This is a genomic window from Dyella ginsengisoli (assembly GCF_044904665.1).
Taxonomy (GTDB): domain Bacteria; phylum Pseudomonadota; class Gammaproteobacteria; order Xanthomonadales; family Rhodanobacteraceae; genus Dyella_A; species Dyella_A ginsengisoli.
The window spans coordinates 245,854-263,329 of sequence record NZ_JADIKM010000006.1 but is presented as its reverse complement, the minus strand read 5'-3'; the positions used below and the strand labels follow the sequence as shown (position 1 = coordinate 263,329).

At 70.5% G+C, this 17,476-nt stretch carries 15 protein-coding genes; 3 read left to right on the top strand and 12 right to left on the bottom strand.

The features are described from left to right. Positions 1-58 precede the first annotated feature (58 nt). From ISP17_RS18510 to ISP17_RS18495, 4 genes are read right to left on the bottom strand one after another with little or no spacing between them, the layout of a single operon-like run. Positions 59-922, bottom strand: coding sequence for a DUF6671 family protein (locus tag ISP17_RS18510; RefSeq protein ID WP_404635842.1), 864 nt, complete (start codon positions 920-922; stop codon positions 59-61). After that, positions 922-1,842, bottom strand: coding sequence for a sulfate adenylyltransferase subunit CysD (gene cysD / locus ISP17_RS18505; protein ID WP_404635840.1), 921 nt, complete (start codon positions 1,840-1,842; stop codon positions 922-924). Before cysD ends, ISP17_RS18510 begins: the two co-directional genes overlap by 1 nt. Beyond that, a complete protein-coding gene (locus ISP17_RS18500) occupies positions 1,839-4,307 on the bottom strand; it encodes a YbcC family protein (protein ID WP_404635838.1) in 2,469 nt (822 codons plus the stop codon). Before ISP17_RS18500 ends, cysD begins: the two co-directional genes overlap by 4 nt. Further along, positions 4,304-5,881 carry an NADH-quinone oxidoreductase subunit L gene (locus ISP17_RS18495; protein ID WP_404635836.1) on the bottom strand — a complete coding sequence of 526 codons (1,578 nt, stop codon included), beginning with the start codon at positions 5,879-5,881 and terminating at the stop codon, positions 4,304-4,306. The genes ISP17_RS18500 and ISP17_RS18495 overlap by 4 nt, the downstream gene beginning before the upstream one ends. A gap of 99 nt (positions 5,882-5,980) precedes the next feature. Here ISP17_RS18495 and ISP17_RS18490 point away from each other — a divergent pair, with 99 nt between their 5' ends. Next, the gene (locus tag ISP17_RS18490) at positions 5,981-6,883 is read left to right on the top strand and encodes a LysR family transcriptional regulator (protein WP_404635834.1); all 903 of its coding nucleotides are present in this window, start codon (positions 5,981-5,983) and stop codon (positions 6,881-6,883) included. A 98-nt stretch (positions 6,884-6,981) separates the two neighbouring features. On the opposite strand, the gene ISP17_RS18485 is transcribed toward ISP17_RS18490, so the two are convergent. The 5 genes from ISP17_RS18485 to ISP17_RS18465 all read right to left on the bottom strand — a co-directional run bounded on the left by ISP17_RS18485 (position 6,982) and on the right by ISP17_RS18465 (position 10,532). Next, positions 6,982-7,155, bottom strand: coding sequence for a DUF1328 domain-containing protein (locus ISP17_RS18485; RefSeq protein ID WP_404635832.1), 174 nt, complete (start codon positions 7,153-7,155; stop codon positions 6,982-6,984). Positions 7,156-7,217: 62 nt separating this feature from the next. Beyond that, positions 7,218-7,421: a CsbD family protein gene (locus ISP17_RS18480; RefSeq protein ID WP_404635830.1), complete on the bottom strand. Its 204-nt coding sequence runs from the start codon at positions 7,419-7,421 to the stop codon at positions 7,218-7,220. 416 nt (positions 7,422-7,837) lie between these two features. Further along, entirely contained in the window at positions 7,838-8,452 is a 615-nt protein-coding gene (locus tag ISP17_RS18475; protein ID WP_404635828.1) for a hypothetical protein, read from the bottom strand. 159 nt (positions 8,453-8,611) lie between these two features. Beyond that, positions 8,612-9,433, bottom strand: a complete 822-nt coding sequence (queF, locus tag ISP17_RS18470; protein WP_404635826.1) for an NADPH-dependent 7-cyano-7-deazaguanine reductase QueF — start codon at positions 9,431-9,433, stop codon at positions 8,612-8,614. Positions 9,434-9,539: 106 nt separating this feature from the next. Continuing rightward, positions 9,540-10,532: an aldo/keto reductase gene (locus ISP17_RS18465; protein WP_404635824.1), complete on the bottom strand. Its 993-nt coding sequence runs from the start codon at positions 10,530-10,532 to the stop codon at positions 9,540-9,542. 137 nt (positions 10,533-10,669) lie between these two features. Here ISP17_RS18465 and ISP17_RS18460 point away from each other — a divergent pair, with 137 nt between their 5' ends. Next, positions 10,670-11,575, top strand: a complete 906-nt coding sequence (locus ISP17_RS18460; RefSeq protein WP_404635822.1) for a LysR family transcriptional regulator — start codon at positions 10,670-10,672, stop codon at positions 11,573-11,575. A 140-nt stretch (positions 11,576-11,715) separates the two neighbouring features. Here ISP17_RS18460 and ISP17_RS18455 read toward each other — a convergent pair whose 3' ends face one another. Further along, on the bottom strand, positions 11,716-12,459 hold the full coding sequence (locus ISP17_RS18455) for a glutathione S-transferase family protein (RefSeq protein ID WP_404635820.1): 744 nt from the start codon (positions 12,457-12,459) through the stop codon (positions 11,716-11,718). A gap of 247 nt (positions 12,460-12,706) precedes the next feature. Here ISP17_RS18455 and ISP17_RS18450 point away from each other — a divergent pair, with 247 nt between their 5' ends. Next, the gene (locus ISP17_RS18450; protein ID WP_404635818.1) at positions 12,707-15,022 is read left to right on the top strand and encodes a S9 family peptidase; all 2,316 of its coding nucleotides are present in this window, start codon (positions 12,707-12,709) and stop codon (positions 15,020-15,022) included. Positions 15,023-15,157: 135 nt separating this feature from the next. Here the strand turns inward: ISP17_RS18450 and ISP17_RS18445 are convergent, their stop codons facing one another. Both ISP17_RS18445 and ISP17_RS18440 read right to left on the bottom strand, forming a co-directional pair. Then, positions 15,158-17,026 carry a M56 family metallopeptidase gene (locus tag ISP17_RS18445; protein WP_404635816.1) on the bottom strand — a complete coding sequence of 623 codons (1,869 nt, stop codon included), beginning with the start codon at positions 17,024-17,026 and terminating at the stop codon, positions 15,158-15,160. 1 nt (position 17,027) lies between these two features. Then, on the bottom strand, positions 17,028-17,414 hold the full coding sequence (locus ISP17_RS18440; RefSeq protein WP_404635814.1) for a BlaI/MecI/CopY family transcriptional regulator: 387 nt from the start codon (positions 17,412-17,414) through the stop codon (positions 17,028-17,030). Between the last annotated feature and the right edge of the window lie 62 nt (positions 17,415-17,476).

Sequence of the window (17,476 nt, the reverse complement as noted above, 5' to 3'; positions counted from 1 at the left end):
ATGGGAAATCAAAGACGCATAGTGTCCCGCGTCCGGCGGAAAAAGTCCGGTGGGTGCGTCAGGGGTTGCAGGCGTCGCAGTGCGCCGGTTCGGCCGGACCGTCGTCGCGCGGCCGCCGTTCGAGGTGGCCGCAGCCGGCGCAGCGCCGCTCGTCGGCCAGCATCTGCCGGGTCGGCGCGCTGCACCAGCCGCAGGGTCGGCCGGGCAGGCGGGCGGTGATCACGAAGCCTGGTCGCGCGCAGGCCGGGCAGCGGCTGCGCCAGGCGCGCAGCAGGTCCACCGTGGCGCGGCGGATGCAGCGCATGCGCCGCGGGTTGCGGTGGGCGCGCATGTCGGTTTCCAGCGAGGCCGCCCCGCAGGCATCCAGCGCGCGGCGCACCGCGGCGATGAGCGTGTCGCGGTCAGACGCGTTCTTGGCCAGCGCCACGGCGGGCGAGGGCTGACCGTGCTCCACGCCCATCACGATCACGCCCTGGCGCGGAAAGCCCACCCGCGCGGCGAAGGCCAAAGCGGCATCCACGTCGGCCACCTGCGCATGCACGAAATGCGACGCCGGCGCCGCGTGGCGGCCGACCAGCTCCAGCCCGCTCGCGCGATCGATCAGCACCACCTGTTCGCTGCCCCAGGCCAGGAACGGCACGACCGGATGCGGCCCGAAACTGCCCTCGCTGGCCAACCCGAGCCGCGCCTCGGGCACACGCTCGAAGCCGGCATGGATCTTTGCTCGCGCCGTGTCCAGCGCGGTGCCCACGCGCGCCACGTCGCGGCTGAAGGTGCCGAAGCGGTCGGTGTCGAAATCGTCCGGCACCACCACGCGCACGCCGAGAAAACGCTCCAGCAGCGTCGCGATGGCTCGCTCCTTGCCGTGCATGGTGGCCAGCACGGCGGTCTCGCCGCGCAGCGAGGGCTCCGTGTCGGCCATCAGAAGTAGCCTTCGAGCTTCTGCTGTTCGAGGCTGCCGGCGCCCTCGCGGTCGGCCAGCCGGCCCTGCCGCTCCGAGCCGCTGGCGCGCGCGGTTTCGGCGATCACCGCGCGCAGGTCGCGCGCGTCCGAGGCGATCGCCCCGGTCACCGGCCAGCAGCCCAGGGTGCGGAATCGCACCGATTGCCGGGTGACGGTCTCGCCCGGCGCGAGGCGCATCCGCGCCGGGTCGTCCACCACCAGCAGGCCGCCGTCGCGCTCGACCACCGGACGCGCGGCGGCGAAGTACAGCGGCGCCAGCGCCAGCTCGCGGCGCAGCGCGTAGCACCAGATGTCCAGCTCGGTCCAGTTGGACAGCGGGTAGGCGCGCAGCGACTGCCCTGGCGCCAGCCGCGTGTTGTAGAGGTTCCACAGCTCCGGCCGCTGCTGCCGCGGGTTCCAGGCGTGGGTGGCGTTGCGCACCGAGAACACCCGCTCCTTGGCGCGGGTGCGCTCCTCGTCGCGGCGCGCGCCGCTGAACACCACGTCGTGCCGGCCGCGCTCCAGCGCCTGCTTCAGCGCGTCGGTGCGCATGGTGTTGGTGTACGCCTCGCCGTGGTCGAACGGGTTGATGCCGGCGGCGCGTCCGGCCTCGTTGGCGTAGACGTGCAGCTCGAAGCGATGCGCCCGCGCGAACGCGTCGCGGAATGCCAGCAGCTCGCGGAATTCCCAGGTGGAATCGACGTGCAGCAGCGGCAGCGGCGGCGGGGCGGGATGGAACGCGCGCACCGCGAGGTGGGCCAGCACGGTGGAATCCTTGCCGCCGGAAAACAGCAGCACCGGCCGCTGCGCCTGCGCCACGCCCTCGCGCAGGATGTGGATCGCTTCGTTTTCCAGCGCGTCGAGGTGGCCGCCCAGCCGGCGGCCGCCCGCGGCGTTCATGCAAAGCGTTCCCAGCGGCCGTCGCTGCAGCGGCGCTGCAGGCTGCCGTTGCCGCCGGGGGGCAGCGCGAACAGATGCAGCCAGCCGTGCTCGACCAGCTCGCGCACGCCGGCCTGCCTGGCGAGCACGCGGTCGATTGCTTCGGTGGGCGCGGCCAGCACCGCGGTGAGCCGGCGCGGCTCGTGCACCAGCGATGTGCCGTCGGAGACCGACTGCCAGGGCAGGCCGCTGCGCAGGTGGCCGCCGGCACCTTCCATCACGCCGACGCCGGCAACCACGTTGTGCAGGGTCTTGTTGCCGCTGCCGAAGGCGTCGTTGTCCACGCTGGAGGCGTAGTACTGCAGGTTGATCCAGCTGGCGACCACCATCGGCGCGCTCATGATCTGCTCCAGCACGCGGCCCTCGGGGTCCTGCTCCCACGCGTAGTTGTGCAGGAATGCGCGGCCGCCGAGGTCGAGCGTGCGGGTGGCCTCGCGCGGTGCTGCGATGAACGCGGCGCAGCCGGCCAGGCCCCATTCCGGCCGCGTCTGGCTCCAGTCCTGGCTGCGCGCGAGCAGGGCGCGCAGGCCCTCGGGCGAGGCGTCCAGGCCCAGTCGCGCGGCGCGCTCGGCGCGGGTGATGGCGCCGGCTTCGGCCAGCGCCTGCTCGAGTCGGGCGAGGTCGTCGGCGTGGCTGGCCGGCACGGCGTCGCGGTCGTACAGGGTGAGTGCGTCGGTGGTGGTGTCGTGCAGGCCGGCCACGAACACGGTGTCGGCGGGAATCGCGATGCCGCGCGCGGCGAGGCCTCCGCGCACTGCCACGTCGTTGAGCACGCGTGCGGCCAGTCGCGCATTGGCGTCGCCGCTGTGGCCGCCGCAGGCGCCGCAGTCCAGGCCGCTGGCGTAGGGGTTGTTGGTGCTGCTGGCGCCGTGGCCGGCGAGCAGCACCAGCCGCGCGAAGCGATCGGTGAGCGACATGCCGCGCAGCAAGTTGGTGGCCAGCTCCAGCCGCACGTCCGGCGGTGGCAGCGCAGTCTCCATGTTGTCGCGGGTGCGGCCGTGCGGCGCGTGTTTCACCAGCCCGAAGCCGTCCAGCAGCAGGCGCGCGGCGTACACCAGGCCGACGCTCTCGACGAAGGCGAACGAGGCCACCGCCGCGCGCTTGAACGCCTGCCAGCCGGCACCGCGCAGGTTGCGCGCGCGCAGTCGATCGAGCCGCGACGCGCACTCGTCTGCGCCAGCGTGCTTGGGATGCTCGTGCATGGTCAGCGGCGGGGCCAGCAGCGCCGGGCACTGCGCGCGGCCGGTGTCGTGGCCAAACGGCACGAACTGGATCGGCATGCCGAAGAAGCCGGCGAAGCCCAGCGTCTGCGCGCCGGGCAGGACGGCTTCCAGCGCGCGGCGGAACACTTCCGAGCGCACGTCGATGCAGAACGCGGCCTGCACCGGCGCACGCGTCGCGGCGTCGGCGGCCGGCGTCGCGCTCGCGGCGAGCTGGGCGGCGAACGCGCGCTGCCAGGCGGTTTCGTAGGCGCGCTGGGCGATCTCGTCGATCACGAAGGCGCGCAACCGGCGCGGATCGCGGCCGTGTTCCACCAGCCGTTCGCGCGCGCCGGTCCAGGCCAGCGCGAGGCGACCATCGGCGCCGCCACGGCGCAGCGCGATCAGCTCCCACGCCAGCCGCACGGCCAGCAGTTCGGCCAGCTCGCCGCCCGGGCCACCCTGCAGTTCGTCCTGCCAGTCGCGATAGCGCGCGTGGCCGGCCCAGCCGCCGAGCGTGGCCAGCAGGCGGGCGAAGTAGCGCGGCAGCGCGTCGGCCGGCAGCGCGAGCGCGTCGACCGCCTCCGCGATCAGGGCCTCGGCCTGTGCGGGCAGTGCGCGCACCGCGGCGCGGAAGCCGCGCCAGCCGGCAAGTTCCGGGCGGCGATCGAGCAGTGCCTGTTCGCGCCACGCGGCATAGGCACCGAGCGCGCGCCACGGCGACGCCCACATTGCCTGGCCCTGGTCGTAGTGGGCTGCCGCCCACTGCGCGAGCTGCGCGTCGGCGAGGGCTTCGTCGTCGTGACCGCGGAGGGTGGCGCTCAGCGCCAGCACGGTGGGCAGCGCGTTGCCGCGGGGATCGTGCGGCTCGATCAGGCATTGCTTGAACTCGGCCACGCTGGCCGGGCGCAGCGGGCCGGGCGTGGTGTGTCGAAGCGCGTCGGCGAGATCGGCGTGGGTGACTTCGCCGCGGGCGATCGCCTCGGCGTAAAAGCGGCGCGTCGGCGTGATGCGCGCCCCCTCGCTGGCGGCCACCTGCTGTGCCGCTTCCGCGAACGGCAGATGGGTGAGGCCGAGGAACGGGTTCACCGCCACGAAGTGGGCGAGTGGCCACAGCGGGGCCACCTGGCGACAGGCCTGGGCGACGGCGGCCTGGATCGTTTGCCGGCTCGGTGCCGCGGTGTCGGGAGTCGCATCGTGGTCGGCGGGACGAAGGATCGCGTTCATCGGGTGGCCTCCGCGCTCGGCGCGTTTCGGGGCGTGGGGGAGTGGTCGAACGGTCGCCACAGCAGCGCGTCCACGTACAGCCCATGGCTCAGGTGCACGTAGGCCGCGCGCCAGCGAGGGCGCGCCTGCAGGCGCTCGGGCCACAGCTGCATCAGCGCGATGGCAGCAAAGGCGATCAGCGTGGGTACGAGAATCGCCCAGGTGACCCAGTTCGCTACCGGTGCGCCGGGCACGGTGCCCGCCAGCGCGGCGCCGGTGACCGCGTGCAGCGCGGCATAGGCGAGCATGGCGACGGTGGCCAGCATCAGCCCCCGCGCGAGATTGGCGGCGGGCTGCTTCGCCGGCGTGGCGCGCGCCAGCAGCATGCCGACGCCGATCGCCACCAGCAGGCCGAGCGCGCGGATCGCGGCCGGTTCCGCGTCGATGCGGTCCAGCAGCGGGCGCAGTGCGAGGTACAGCACGATCGCCAGCACCGGGCCGAGCGCACGCGCGGGACCGCCCGCGGCCGGCGCGGCGGCGCGACGACGGGCCACCGCGTCCACCGCGGTGCCGGAGGCGAGAAAGCCGTGTGCCTTGTAGAACGAGTGCGCCAGCAGGTGCAGCAGCGCCAGCGGGAAGGCGCCCAGGCCGCATTCGAGCAGCATCAGGCCCATCTGGGCGATGGTCGACCAGGCCAGCGCGGCCTTGATGCTGGTCTGCGTCAGCATCACCAGCGAGCCGTAGACCGCGGTGATCGCGCCGATCGCGGCCAGCAGGTGCATCGCCGCCGGCACCGCCACCAGCACCTCGGCGAAGCGGATCGCCAGGAAGCCGCCGCCGTTGATGATGCCGGCGTGCAGCAGCGCCGACACCGGCGTGGGCGTGTCGATGATGTCCGGCAGCCAGCCGTGGGCGGGAAACTGCGCGGACTTCAGCGCAGCGGCCAGCACCAGCAGCACCGCCGCGGCGGATACCGCCGGCCCGGCGTGCGGCAGGGCGTGCACCTGGGCCAGCACGGTGACGAGGTCCGCGCTGCGGCAGGTCCAGCCCAGCAGGGCGAACGCGCCAAGCAGGCAGACGTCGCCGGTACGAGCGACGATGAACTTGCGCCGGGCCGCCCGCACCGCCGCCGCACGCTCGGGATAGAACAGCAGCAGCCGGTGCAGCGCGAGGCTGGTGGCGATCCACGCGGCGGCCAGCAGCGCGAGGTTGCCGGACAGCACCAGGGTCATCACTGCAGCCAGGGTCAGGCAGAGCTCGCCCAGGAACATGCCGCGTCGCGGGTCCCCGTCGAGGTAGTTGCGGCTGTAGCGCAGCACGATGACGCCGATGAACGACACCAGCAGGAACAGGCTGGCGCTCAGCGCATCCAGTCGCACCGAGAGGTCGATCCCGTGCCGCCCGACCAGCGCGGCGGACAGCGGACCGCGCGTCAGCGCGAGTGCGAATGCGCCGAGCGCCAACAGCAGCGACAGCGCGCTGGCCGCGCGGATGGCTGGCCATGACGCGCGGCCGTGGCCGGCGGCGTCGCGCATCGCCAGCAGTGCGGCAACGACGAAGGTGGCGGGTGCGAGCAGGACAAGCAGGGCAGGCATGGCGGTTCCACGGCTTCGGGGCGGCGGAACCTTAACGGAGCACGTTCATTCCATAAAATTCATAATATGAAGCACATGAATCTATGAAAGAGAACGTTCATGGCCGCGCTCAACTACAACCACCTGCGCTACTTCTGGGCGGTCGCCCATGAGGGAAACCTCACCCGCACCGCCGAAAAGCTGCACGTTTCGCAGTCGGCGCTGTCGATCCAGATCCGCAAGCTGGAGGAACAGCTCGGTCATCCGCTGTTCGAGCGCACCGGCAAGCAGCTGGTGCTGACCGAGGCTGGCCGCATCGCGCTGGAGCATGCCGACGCCATCTTCAGTGCGGGCGGCGAGCTGCTGAGCATGCTGGGCAACCGCCCCGGCGCGCGTCGGCAGATCCTGCGCGTGGGCGCACTGGCCACGCTGTCGCGCAACTTCCAGATGGCCTTCCTGCGGCCGCTGCTGGGGCGAGATGACGTGGAACTCGTGCTGCGCTCGGGCACCACCACCGAGCTGCTGCACGCGCTGGAATCGCACCGGCTCGACGTGGTGCTGATCAACATGCCGCCGCATCGCGACGCGGCCACGCCGTGGATTTCGCATCCGATCGCCGAGCAGCCGGTGAGCTTGATCGGCACGCCGGCGCACGCCGGCCGCGGACTCGCGCTGAAGGAACTGCTGGCGCGCGAGCCGCTGGTGCTGCCCACGCTGGAAAGCAGCATCCGCATCGGCTTCGACTCCCTGGTCGACCGACTCGGCGTGCGGGTGCGCATTGCCGCCGAGGTGGAGGACATGGCGATGATGCGTCTGCTCGCCCGCGAGGGCATCGGGCTGGCCGTGGTGCCGCCCATCGTGGTGCGCGACGAGCTGGCCAACGCCAGCCTGGTCGAGCTGGCGCAACTGCCCGAACTCAGCGAGACGTTTTTCGCCGTGACGCTGAGCCGACGCTTCCCCAATCCGCTCACGCGCGAACTGATCGGCTCGTTTTCACCTGAGCCGCACGACGCGGCCGGTTGATTGCGCCTGCGCGACGTCGTGTGTCGCGCAAAGAAAAAGGGCGGCATCCCTCGATGCCGCCCCGGCGCCCGGTGACAAGACCCGAGCCGATAGAGGCGCTACACGCGTGGACCGCGGCGCAGGCCGCCGAAGATCAGCGACAGCACGAACAGCACCAGGAACACCACGAACAGGATCTTGGCGATGCTGGCGGCGCCGGCGGCGATGCCGGTGAAGCCGAACACGGCGGCGATCAGGGCGATGACGAGAAACACGATGGCGTAGTGAAGCATGGGGTTGTCTCCTGGGTAGATGATCGATGCGCGCCACCGTGGCGGCGCGCGGTTCCGATCGATCAGTGGCGCAGCGTCTTCTGGAATTCGCGGACCTGCTTTTCCGCCTCGTCACGGGCGATGCCGTAACGCTCCTGCACCTTGCCGGTGAGGTACTCGGCGTTGCCCTCGGCGACGGTGAGATCGTTGTCGGTGAGCTTGCCCCACTTGTGCTTGATGCTGCCGCCGAGCTGCTTCCACTGGCCCTTGATGGTGTCCTCGTTCATGGCGTTTACCTCGTTGCTGGGGATAGGACGAAGCGTTGTCGCCTCGTCCGTCATCGATTCCAGCGGGCGCGCCGTGAAGGGGGCGTGCGTCGGCGAAGGCCGTCGCAGCGGGCGTTCACGCTGGTGCAGCGGGCAGTCACTGCGTCTTCGCGCGGCGTGAACGCGGTGAGGGGATGTGTGAGGCTTCAACAGGGCAAGGACGCAAGCGCGGGCGTGGCGCTTGCGCTTCGACTTCGCGGCCGCAGGCAAGGTGATGGAGAAATTGGTCGCGCCATGACTCCCTCTCCCTCCCCCGAGCGATGCTCAGGGGAGAGGGCTGATCATCCGGGTGGTCGGTGCTTCGAGCATGCGCCTGTCGTTGCGAAAAAAGAGGCGCCACCGGGGCGCCTCTCGGAGTGCAGCGATCGTTCCGTGGATCAGCTGGACGACTTCACCTCGAACGAGCGGGTCGACACCGGCTTGCCGTCGAGCGCGATCTCCACGGTGTACTTGCCCTCGGGCCAGGCGTTCGGATTCTGGATCTTGAACGTGGTGACGGCCGGGCCGCTGGTGGCGATCGACTGGCTGATCGCGCTGACCAGCTGGCCCTTGCCTTCGTCGTAGCTCCAACGCGCGCTGAGCGTGGCGCCATCGGTGCGGCCGCTGGTTTCGACGCTGGCGTAGATCGCCTTCTGCGTGGCGGCGATGGTGTCCTTGGCCTGGTTCACGGTGTGCGCGGCGGTGACGGCGTCACCGACCACCACCTTGTTCACGGCGAACGCATCGCTGGCAGCCGGTGCGGCGCTGGCGGTGGTGCTGGCCGGTGCGGGCGCGGTGCTGGCGGGCATAGCTGGCATGACGGCGGTGCCGGCGGGTGCGGGCGCGGTGGCCGCCGGTGCCGGGGTCATCGCTGGCGTCGTTGGCGTGGTAGTGGCGGTGCTGGCCGGGGCCGGCGCGTCGGTGCTGGCGTCGTGCTTGCCGCAGGCGCTGAGCATCAGCAGGCCGCTGGCGGCGAGGCTGCACAGGAGAAGGGGGCGAGCGGACGTTTTCATGGGGAATCTTCCGTCTTCAGCAGGGAGGGGATGACGCCGTCCGTGGCCCTGGCGACGCGGAACGCGCCGCAGGGACGGAGAGGCTATCCCTGACCGGCTGAAGCCCTGATTACCACCACGGCGCGCCGTTCACGTCACGGCGAGGTGAACGGCGTCCGATTACTGTCGCGCGCCACGCAGGTTCACCGGTGTCGCCGGCGCGCTGCTGCGGTACGGATTGATGTCCAGCCCGCCGCGCCGCGTGTAGCGTGCGTACACGCTCAGTTGCTCGGGCGCGCAGCGCGCCATCAGGTCGACGTAGATGCGCTCCACGCACTGCTCGTGGAATTCGTTGTGCGTGCGGAACGAGACGAGGTAGCGCAGCAGCCCTTCGCGATCGATCGGACGGCCGCGGTAGCGAATCTGCACGCTGCCCCAGTCCGGCTGTCCGGTGACCGGGCAGTTGGAGCGCAGCAGGTCGGACACCAGCGTTTCGTCGATGACGTCGGCATCGTGCGTGCGCAGGTAGTCGGCCTTGGGCGGGCCGTAGTCGTCGATGTCCAGCGGCTGGTCGTCGATGGAGGCGCCGCCCAGGTCGCGCACCGCATGGATCACCGCCGACGGCACGCTCAGCTCCACCTTCACCGCGGCGCCGGCCGCGGCGGAGAGATCGCGTTCCAGCACGGTGATCAGCGTGGGCGTGTCGGCCATGCGCTCCTGCGCGAAGCCGTTGAGGTAGAGCTTGAACGACTTGGACTCGACGATGTTCGGCGAGGTTGCCGGCACGCGGATTTCCACCAGCGCCACCATCGGCTTGCCGCGCGCGTCCAGCCACGAGAACTCGTAGGCGTTCCACACGTCCACGCCGTGGAACGGCAGCGGCGTGGACACGCCGATCTCCGCGCGCTTGGTCGCGCGCGGAATCGGAAACAGCAGCGAGGGATCGTAGCGATCGGCGTAGACGGTGGTCTGGCCGAGCAGGGAGTCGTCGGGCGTGTTCATCGGCAAAGTGTAGCGGGCGGGCGTGACCGGGCCGCGACGCGGGTCGCGCCTGCGGCGTCGCGCCCCGCCCGCTATGCGTGGCGGGCGGGGCGCGGCAGCGGCGCGATCAGGAGTTGACCGCGGCCATCATCGCCTCGGGGTAGCGCGTGCCGGCGGCCGCGTCGGGCGGGAACACGTCGTTGATCTCGGCCAGCTCGGCGGCGCTCAGGCTCACCTGCAGCGCGTCGAGGTTCTCGTCCAGCCGCGCACGGCGCTTGGTGCCGGGGATCGGCACGATGTCCTGGCCCTGCGCCAGCACCCAGGCCAGCGCCAGCTGCGCGGGCGTGCAGCCCTTGCGGTTGGCCAGCACCTGCACCCGCTCGACCAGCGCCAGGTTGCGGGCGAAGTTCTCGCCCTGGAAACGCGGGCTGTGGCGGCGGTAGTCGTCGGCGTCGAAATCCTCCGGTCTGGTGATCGCGCCGGTGAGGAAGCCGCGGCCCAGCGGCGAATAAGCCACCAGCGCCACGCCGAGGCGGCGGCAGGCCTCGAGCATGCCGTTGGTTTCCGGATCGCGCGTCCACAGCGAGAACTCACTCTGCAGAGCGGCGATCGGGTGCACCTTGCAGGCGCGCTCCAGCGTGGCGCCGGAGGCCTCGGACAGGCCGAGATAACGCACCTTGCCGGCGCGCACCAGTTCGGCCATCGCGCCCACGGTCTCCTCGATCGGCACGGCCGGATCGACGCGGTGCTGGTAGTACAGGTCGATCGTCTCCACGCCGAGGCGCTTCAGGCTGGCGTCGCAGGCGGCGCGCACGTATTCCGGGCGGCCGCTGATGCCGCGCACGGTGGGGTCGTTGGGATCGCGCACGATGCCGAACTTGGTGGCGAGCACCACCTCGTCGCGACGCCCCTTGATCGCCTGGCCCACCAGCACCTCGTTGGTGTGCGGGCCGTACATGTCGGCGGTGTCCAGCAGCGTGACGCCACGATCCAGTGCGTGCTGGATGGTGGCAATCGACTCGGCGTCGTCGCGACCGCTGTAGAAGTCGCTCATGCCCATGCAGCCGAGGCCGAGGGCGGAAACCTGCGGGCCGTGGCGGCCCAGCGTGCGCATCTGCATGAGTGTGCTCCTTGTGTGGATGGTGTTGGTGGTGGAGACGGCGCGCGGGGCACCGTCAAGCTTTCCATTCTGCGCCGCTGCCGGTGATGGATAAATGATCAATAATGGCCAACACCATTCCATGGAAATAAACAATCATGGATCGCATCGAAGCCATGCGCCTGTATGCGCGCATCGTCGAGCTGGGCAGCTTCACCGCCGCCGCGGACGACCTCAACCTGCCGCGCGCCACCGTCACCCATGCGATCAAGCGGCTGGAAGCACGCCTGGGCGCCCAGCTGCTGCAGCGGACCACCCGTCGCGTGCGCACCACCCGCGACGGCGAGGTCTACTACGGCCACTGCCGTCGGCTGCTGGCGGACCTGGATGAAGTGGAGACCGACTTCCGCGAGGCCGCCACCGTGCCCAAGGGCCGGCTGCGCGTGGACCTGCCCGGCGCGTTCGCCCGCATGCGCGTGCTGCCGCATCTGCCGGCGTTCTGCGCGCGCTATCCCGAGATCGAGCTGGACATCGGCACCGGCGACCGCTTCGTCGACCTGCTGCGCGAGGGCGTGGACTGCGTGCTGCGTGCCGGCCAGCTGGGCGACTCGGGGATGATCGGGCGCCAGGTCGGCCGGCTCGCGCAGGTGACCATCGCCAGCGCCGATTACGTGCGCGCTCACGGCGCGCCGCGCACGCTGGCCGAGCTTTCGCACGGCCACGTGGCGGTGAACTGGGCCTCGCCCACCACGCGGCGCGTCGAGCCGCTGGAATTCATGGTGAGCCGGCGGCGGCGCGAAGTGGTGCTGCCCTCGCGCGTCACCGTCAGCGGCGTGGACGCCTATCTGGGCTGCTGCGAAGTGGGGCTGGGCATCGCCCAGTTTCCGCGCTACCACGTGGCCGACGCGCTGGCCGATGGCCGCATGGTCGAGCTGCTGCCCGACACCCCGCCGCCCGCGCTGCCGATGACCGTGCTCTATCCGCAGCAGCACCAGATGCCCGCGCGGCTGCGGGCGTTCGTGGACTGGCTGGCCGAGTTGTTTGCCGCGCACGGGTTGGAGTGAGGCAAGGCGCTAACGGGGCTCGTGGCGTTTGCGGCAATCGAGCTGCATCCGCAGCTGAAGCGAGTCGGGGCTGAAGCCCCTCCCACTGGGATAGGTGGGATTCCGCTTTTTGTGGGAGCGGCTTCAGCCGCGACGGGTGTTCAGCGAAAGCCGCGCTGCGGATGGGCGTCGCCCAGCGTCGCCGCGGTGAGCGCCACGCCCATCGCCGCCAGCGCGGGGCGCTGCTCGGCCAGCGGCAGGCGCACGATGCGGTCTTCGATGGCGGAAAGTTTCTGCATCGCCGGCAGCGCCATCACCGCGGCGACCAGTGCCGCCATCCGCGGCCAGCGCGCGGCATCGATGGCGTACTTCACGAACGCCGCGGTGCGGAAGAAGCTGGCGAGCGTGATGTCGGCGATCGACAGCTCGCCGAACGCGAATCCCGAAGGCGGCAGCTGCGCCTCCAGGTAATCCAGCGCGGCGGGAATCTCCTCCTCGCGCGCCTTGCGCACCACGGCCTCGTCGGCTTCCTCGCGAAACAGGAAGCGCTTGGCGCCAAGCTGGAAGAACAGCCGCCAGATCAGCACGTCGCCCAGGTGCGTATCGGCGTATTCCTCCAGCCAGCGTGCGCGGGCGCGATCGGCGAAGTCGGCCGGATACAGCGCCGGCGCGGGGTGGCGCTCTTCCAGGTACTGGCAGATCACGCTGGAGTCGTTGAGCACCAGCTCACCGTCGATCAGCACCGGGATGCGCCGCAGCGGGCTGAGCCGGGTGAACGCCTCGTTGCCGACGAACGGCGCGATCGGATCGAGCCGGTACGCCACGCCCTTGAGCTCCAGCACGGCCAGCACCTTGCGCACGTAGGGGGAGATCGGGCTGCCGATGACGCTGACGGGCTCGGACATGGCGCGATTCCTTCGGGGCGGTGGCGGGACGGGCAGGGTGCGATGCTCCCGCGGACAGCGTCAAGGCGCGCTTGTCGACAGGACTTCTGGCAGGGGTCCCCCCGCATGGGCCGGACTACGATCCGGGGCTGGGCAGCGTCAGGGGCGCTGCGGGCGTCCGCCTGGCGGGCACGCCGCGAGTCAGGGAATGCTGTCCCGTATATTCCGGCGCCTGCGGGCGTCCGTCTTCACGTCAGCGGAGTTCCCCATGTCATCTCCCCTCGGTACACCGCGGCTGCTCGCCGCGCTGGTGCTGGCCGGTCTGTCGACCGGCGCCTGTGCCACCGGCCGCACGCTCACCGACGCCGACTACGCCCGCGCCGAACGCTTCGTCAATTACAAGGCGATCCCGCTGGTCGATCATGCCGTCACCAAGGTGGACTGGCTCGACGGCACGCATTTCGTCTACCTCGACCACGATGCCAGCGGCGACCGCTACCTGCGCATGGACACCGCCACCGGCCGTGCCGAGCCGCTGTTCGATCAGGCGAAGATCGCCGCGGCGCTCGGCCAGCTGGCCGCCGGCAAGCCGCTGGAAGCCAACAAGCTCGGCCTGCAGGACATCACGCTTACCGCCGATGGCCGCTACCAGTTCAGCGTGCACGGCAAGACCTACGTGTGCAGCGCCGATGCCACCTGCACCAAGCCGGCGGCAGGCAAGGAGCCGGGCGCGCTGTCGCCGGACAAGAAGAGCGAGGCCTTCATCCGCGACTGGAACCTGTGGGTGCGCGACGTCGCCACCGGCAAGGAGACCCAGCTCACCACCGACGGCGTGGAAAACTTCGGTTACGCCACCGACAACGCCGGCTGGAAGCACACCGATAACGCCATCGTGGAGTGGTCGCCGGATTCGACCAAGATCGCGACCTTCCAGCAGGACCAGCGCAAGACGGGCGACATGTACATGGTCTCCACCGACGTGGGCCATCCCAAGCTCGAAGCGTGGAAGTACCCGTTGGCCGGCGACAAGGACGTGACCATGATCGAGCGCGTCATCATCGACGTGCCGACCAGGAAAGTGCTGCGACTGGACATGCCGGCCGACCAGCACCGATCCACCCTGTGCGACGACGTCAGCTGCGGCTCCGACGGCGGCTGGGACGACGTGAAGTGGGCGCCGGACGGCAAGACGCTGGCCTTCGTCTCCACCTCGCGCTTCCACAAGCACGAGTGGTTCCGCATTGCCGATGCGGCCACCGGCAAGGTGCGCACGGTGTTCGAGGAAAGCGCCAAGACCTACTACGAGAGCGGCATCGGCCGCGCCAACTGGGCCTACCTGCCGGCCACGCACGAGGCGGTGTGGTACTCCGAACGCAGCAACTGGGGTCAGCTCTATCTGTATGACCTCAACACGGGCAAGCTCAAGCGCGCCATCACCACCGGTGAAGGCGTAGTCACCGAGATGCTCAAGGTCGATCCCAAGACCCGCACCGTGTGGTTCGAGGCGGTGGGTCGGCAGAAGGGCATGGACCCGTACTTCAGCCAGTTCTACAAAGTGAGCCTGGACGGCGGCAAGCCGACCCTGCTCACGCCCGAGCCGGCCAACCACGACATCAGCCTGTCGCCCGATGGCGCCAGCTTCGTCGATGCGTATTCCACCCCCAGCGTGCCGCCGGTCACCGTGCTGCGTGCCAGCAACGACGGCCACACGCTGGCCACCGTGGCCAAGGCCGACATCAGCCGCCTGCAGGCCACCGGCTGGGTGCCTCCGGTGCCGGTGACGGTGAAGGGGCGCGACGGCAAGACCGATTTGTACGGCCTGATGTTCAAGCCGACGAACTTCGACGCGTCGAAGAAGTACCCGGTGGTGGACTACATCTATCCCGGTCCGCAGGTCGGCTCGGTCGGCTCGCGCAGCTTCAACGCCGCGCGGGTGGACCACCAGGCGCTGGCCGAGCTGGGCTTCATCGTGGTGGCGATCGACGGCATGGGTACGCCGTGGCGCTCCAAGGCGTTCCACGACACCTGGTATGGCGACATGGGCGACAACACCCTGCCGGACCAGGTCGTCGGACTGAAGGAACTGGGCAAGCGTTATCCGTGGATGGACCTCACCCGCGTCGGCATCTGGGGCCACTCCGGCGGCGGCAACGCGTCCACCGACGCCATGCTGCGCTACCCGGACTTCTTCAAGGTCGCCTGGTCCGAGAGCGGCAACCACGACAACCGCAACTACGAGGACGACTGGGCCGAGAAGTACCAGGGCGAGCTCACCGTCGACAAGGACGGCAAGAGCAACTACGACGACCAGGCCAACGAGAACCATGCGGCCAAGCTCAAGGGCCACCTGATGCTGGTGCACGGTTCCATGGACGACAACGTGCCGCTGTCCAACACCATGCTGATGGTGCGTGCGCTGATGGACGCCAACAAGGATTTCGACCTGCTGCTGGTCCCCAACGCGCACCACGGCTACGCCAAGGACGCGCCGTACGTGATGCGTCGGCGCTGGGACTACTTCGTGCGCAACCTCGCCGGCGACACGCCGCCGGCGCAGTACCAGGTGACGCCGCCGAAGATGTAAGCGGTCCACGTCGACATTCGGCGTGATGGAAAAGCACGAAGGGCCGGTCGCATGACCGGCCCTTCGTTTTTCTTGCCTTGCGGATGCGGGCGACGCATCGCCGTGTGAGGCGTGGATCGTCCGATCGATGCGCGATCAGCGCGCCGCGACGGGCTGCGCCAGGCCTTTGGCGATCGCCTCATCGAGCAGCTTGCTCATGCCCTGACTGGCCTGCGCGGACGCCTCCGCCTGACGCTTGCCCAGCGCGGCCTGCTGCTCGCCGAGCGCCGCCTGCTGCTGGCCCAGTTCGGCCTGCTGGCGTCCCAACGCTTCCTGCTTCGCCTGCAGCGCCTGCAAACGCGATTGCAACGCGGCCATGCGCGGCTGGCGGTCGGCGCTTGCGGCAAGCTCGGCCTGTTCGCTCGCCAGTTCGGCCTGCTGGCGTCCCAGCTCACCCTGCTGTGCGCCCAGTCCACCCTGGCGACCGCCGAGCTCGCCTTGCCGGCCGCCGAGCTTGCCCTGTTCGCGTCCCAGCGCGGTGACCGGTGCATACAGCGCCCTGGCCCGCGCCAGCAGCGCGGCATCGCGGATCACGTAAGCCTGCTTGCCGCGGCGGAACCACAGCAGCGCTTCGTCGTGCTTGCGCAGACCGCGCGCCATCGCGATGTCGCGCGAGTTGCCGTTCATGGTGATCGAGTCGCCGTCGAACAGGGCAAAGCCGTTGGCGGCGCTTTCGTCCGTATTGATCTCGACGTGGCTGGCGGACAGGCCTTCGAGGGCCTTGGGCGGCGCGGGCGGCGGAGGCGGGGGAGGGGGCGGCAGCGCATCGATGGCGGGCGGCGGGGGCGGCGGAGCAGGCGGCGCGGGTGGCACGGTGCGCGACTGCGGCGTCGCGGATGCAGCCGGAGCGACTGCCACTGCCGGAGTGGCTCTGGCCGCCGGCACCGCCGCCGCGACCGGCGTCGTGGCGTTTGTCGCGTCGATCGGCGCGCTGGCACGGGTGACCCGGTAGGGCACCAGCCCGATGGCGGCCACCGCTAGCACCAGCAGCCAGCCGCGCACGCGGGACGAGGGTTCGATGTGCTGGAGCATGGTCAGTCGCCTCTTGAGGTTCTCGAACGTGGGGGATGCGCCAGCGAGGCCGGCGTGGAGGGGATGGCCTACGCCCAAGCGCAGCAGCAGGCGGCCGTAGTCGTGCGGCGCGGCGTGGGCGTGTTGCAGCACCTGCGCATCGCAGGCGGCCTCGCGGTGCAGGGCGTACTCGCGCATCGCCCAGCGCACCAGCGGGTGGAAGAAGAACAGCCGCTGCGCCAGCGCCGGCGCCCAGGCCATCCACAGGTCGCCGCGGCGCAGGTGGGCGAGCTCGTGATCCAGCGCCATCGCCAGCTCGCCCGCACTGAGCGCGTGCTCGGCCGGCAGCAGCACCGTCGGTCGCCACAGCCCGATCACCTGCGGCGAGTCGATCGCTGCGCAGACGCGCAGTGCCGGCGCACGGGTCAGTCCCAGCTCGCGCGTGCGCCGCGCGCACAGCGCCAGCAGGGCGGGATCGGAAGCCGGCGTGGAATGTCGGCGCTGCGCGTGCGCGCGCCGCCAAGGCGCGATCAGCGGCACCAGCGCAAGCACCAGCCCGGCCAGCCAGGCAGCGAGCAGTCCGCTGCGTGCGTGGCGCGCGGCCGTCTGCGCGATCTGCGTGGCGAGCGAGGACGTCGCGGCGGCGGTCGGGGTGGACGCGACCGGTCGCGCGAATGTCTGCGCGTCGTCGCGTGTCGGCATCGGCGCGTTCACGACCATCGATGCGGTCGCCGGCACCGGTGGCGCCAGCGGCAGCGCGATCGGCGCGGGCCAGGCCAGGCCCAGCAGCAGCTGTAGGCCGACCAGCCACCACAGCAGGCAGCGGGTGGCGGCGGACAGTCGCGGCAGCCAGTGGATCGTGGCGGTCACGGCGCCGATCAGCACGGTGGCCTGCAGCGAGGTCCAGAGCAGGCGTTCGAGCAGCAGCGCGGCGAAATTGTCGAGCGCGTGCATCTCAGCGCTCCTTGCGCTGCGACTGCAGCTGCGCGACCAGCGATTCGAGCTCGGCCAGCTCCGCGTCGCTCACCTCGGCGCGCTCGGACAGGTAGGCCACGAAGGGCGACACCGAGCCGCTGAGGGTCTTCTCGATGAAGCTGCCCACGGCGCTGCGCATCGCCTCGGCCGGGCCGGTGGCGGCGCTGTAGCGGTAGATCCCCTTCACCTGGCGGCGGCGCAGGTAACCCTTGCTGCGCAGGCGCTCCATCATGGTAAGCACGGTGGAGCGGGCCAGCGCGCGCGGCTCGCCGAAGCCGACGGCGACCTCGCCGACCGACGCGGCCGGGTGCTCGTCCAGGTAATGCAGCAGCGCCAGTTCCTGGTCGCCGATGGTGGAGGGGGCCATGCGCGGAGCCTTATTGACTACAGTTGTAGTCAAGCTACGCCGTGACTACAGGTGTAGTCAAT

Coding starts and splice junctions, on each gene's coding strand:
- ISP17_RS18485 (WP_404635832.1), bottom strand. CDS start 7,155: ATGCTTCACTACGCCATCGTGTTTCTCGTCATCGCCCTGATCGCCGCC.
- ISP17_RS18490 (WP_404635834.1), top strand. CDS start 5,981: ATGGCCGCGCTCAACTACAACCACCTGCGCTACTTCTGGGCGGTCGCC.
- ISP17_RS18480 (WP_404635830.1), bottom strand. CDS start 7,421: ATGAACGAGGACACCATCAAGGGCCAGTGGAAGCAGCTCGGCGGCAGC.
- cysD (WP_404635840.1), bottom strand. CDS start 1,842: ATGAACGCCGCGGGCGGCCGCCGGCTGGGCGGCCACCTCGACGCGCTG.
- ISP17_RS18460 (WP_404635822.1), top strand. CDS start 10,670: ATGGATCGCATCGAAGCCATGCGCCTGTATGCGCGCATCGTCGAGCTG.
- ISP17_RS18475 (WP_404635828.1), bottom strand. CDS start 8,452: ATGAAAACGTCCGCTCGCCCCCTTCTCCTGTGCAGCCTCGCCGCCAGC.
- ISP17_RS18455 (WP_404635820.1), bottom strand. CDS start 12,459: ATGTCCGAGCCCGTCAGCGTCATCGGCAGCCCGATCTCCCCCTACGTG.
- ISP17_RS18510 (WP_404635842.1), bottom strand. CDS start 922: ATGGCCGACACGGAGCCCTCGCTGCGCGGCGAGACCGCCGTGCTGGCC.
- ISP17_RS18450 (WP_404635818.1), top strand. CDS start 12,707: ATGTCATCTCCCCTCGGTACACCGCGGCTGCTCGCCGCGCTGGTGCTG.
- queF (WP_404635826.1), bottom strand. CDS start 9,433: ATGAACACGCCCGACGACTCCCTGCTCGGCCAGACCACCGTCTACGCC.
- ISP17_RS18465 (WP_404635824.1), bottom strand. CDS start 10,532: ATGCAGATGCGCACGCTGGGCCGCCACGGCCCGCAGGTTTCCGCCCTC.
- ISP17_RS18500 (WP_404635838.1), bottom strand. CDS start 4,307: ATGAACGCGATCCTTCGTCCCGCCGACCACGATGCGACTCCCGACACC.
- ISP17_RS18445 (WP_404635816.1), bottom strand. CDS start 17,026: ATGCACGCGCTCGACAATTTCGCCGCGCTGCTGCTCGAACGCCTGCTC.
- ISP17_RS18495 (WP_404635836.1), bottom strand. CDS start 5,881: ATGCCTGCCCTGCTTGTCCTGCTCGCACCCGCCACCTTCGTCGTTGCC.
- ISP17_RS18440 (WP_404635814.1), bottom strand. CDS start 17,414: ATGGCCCCCTCCACCATCGGCGACCAGGAACTGGCGCTGCTGCATTAC.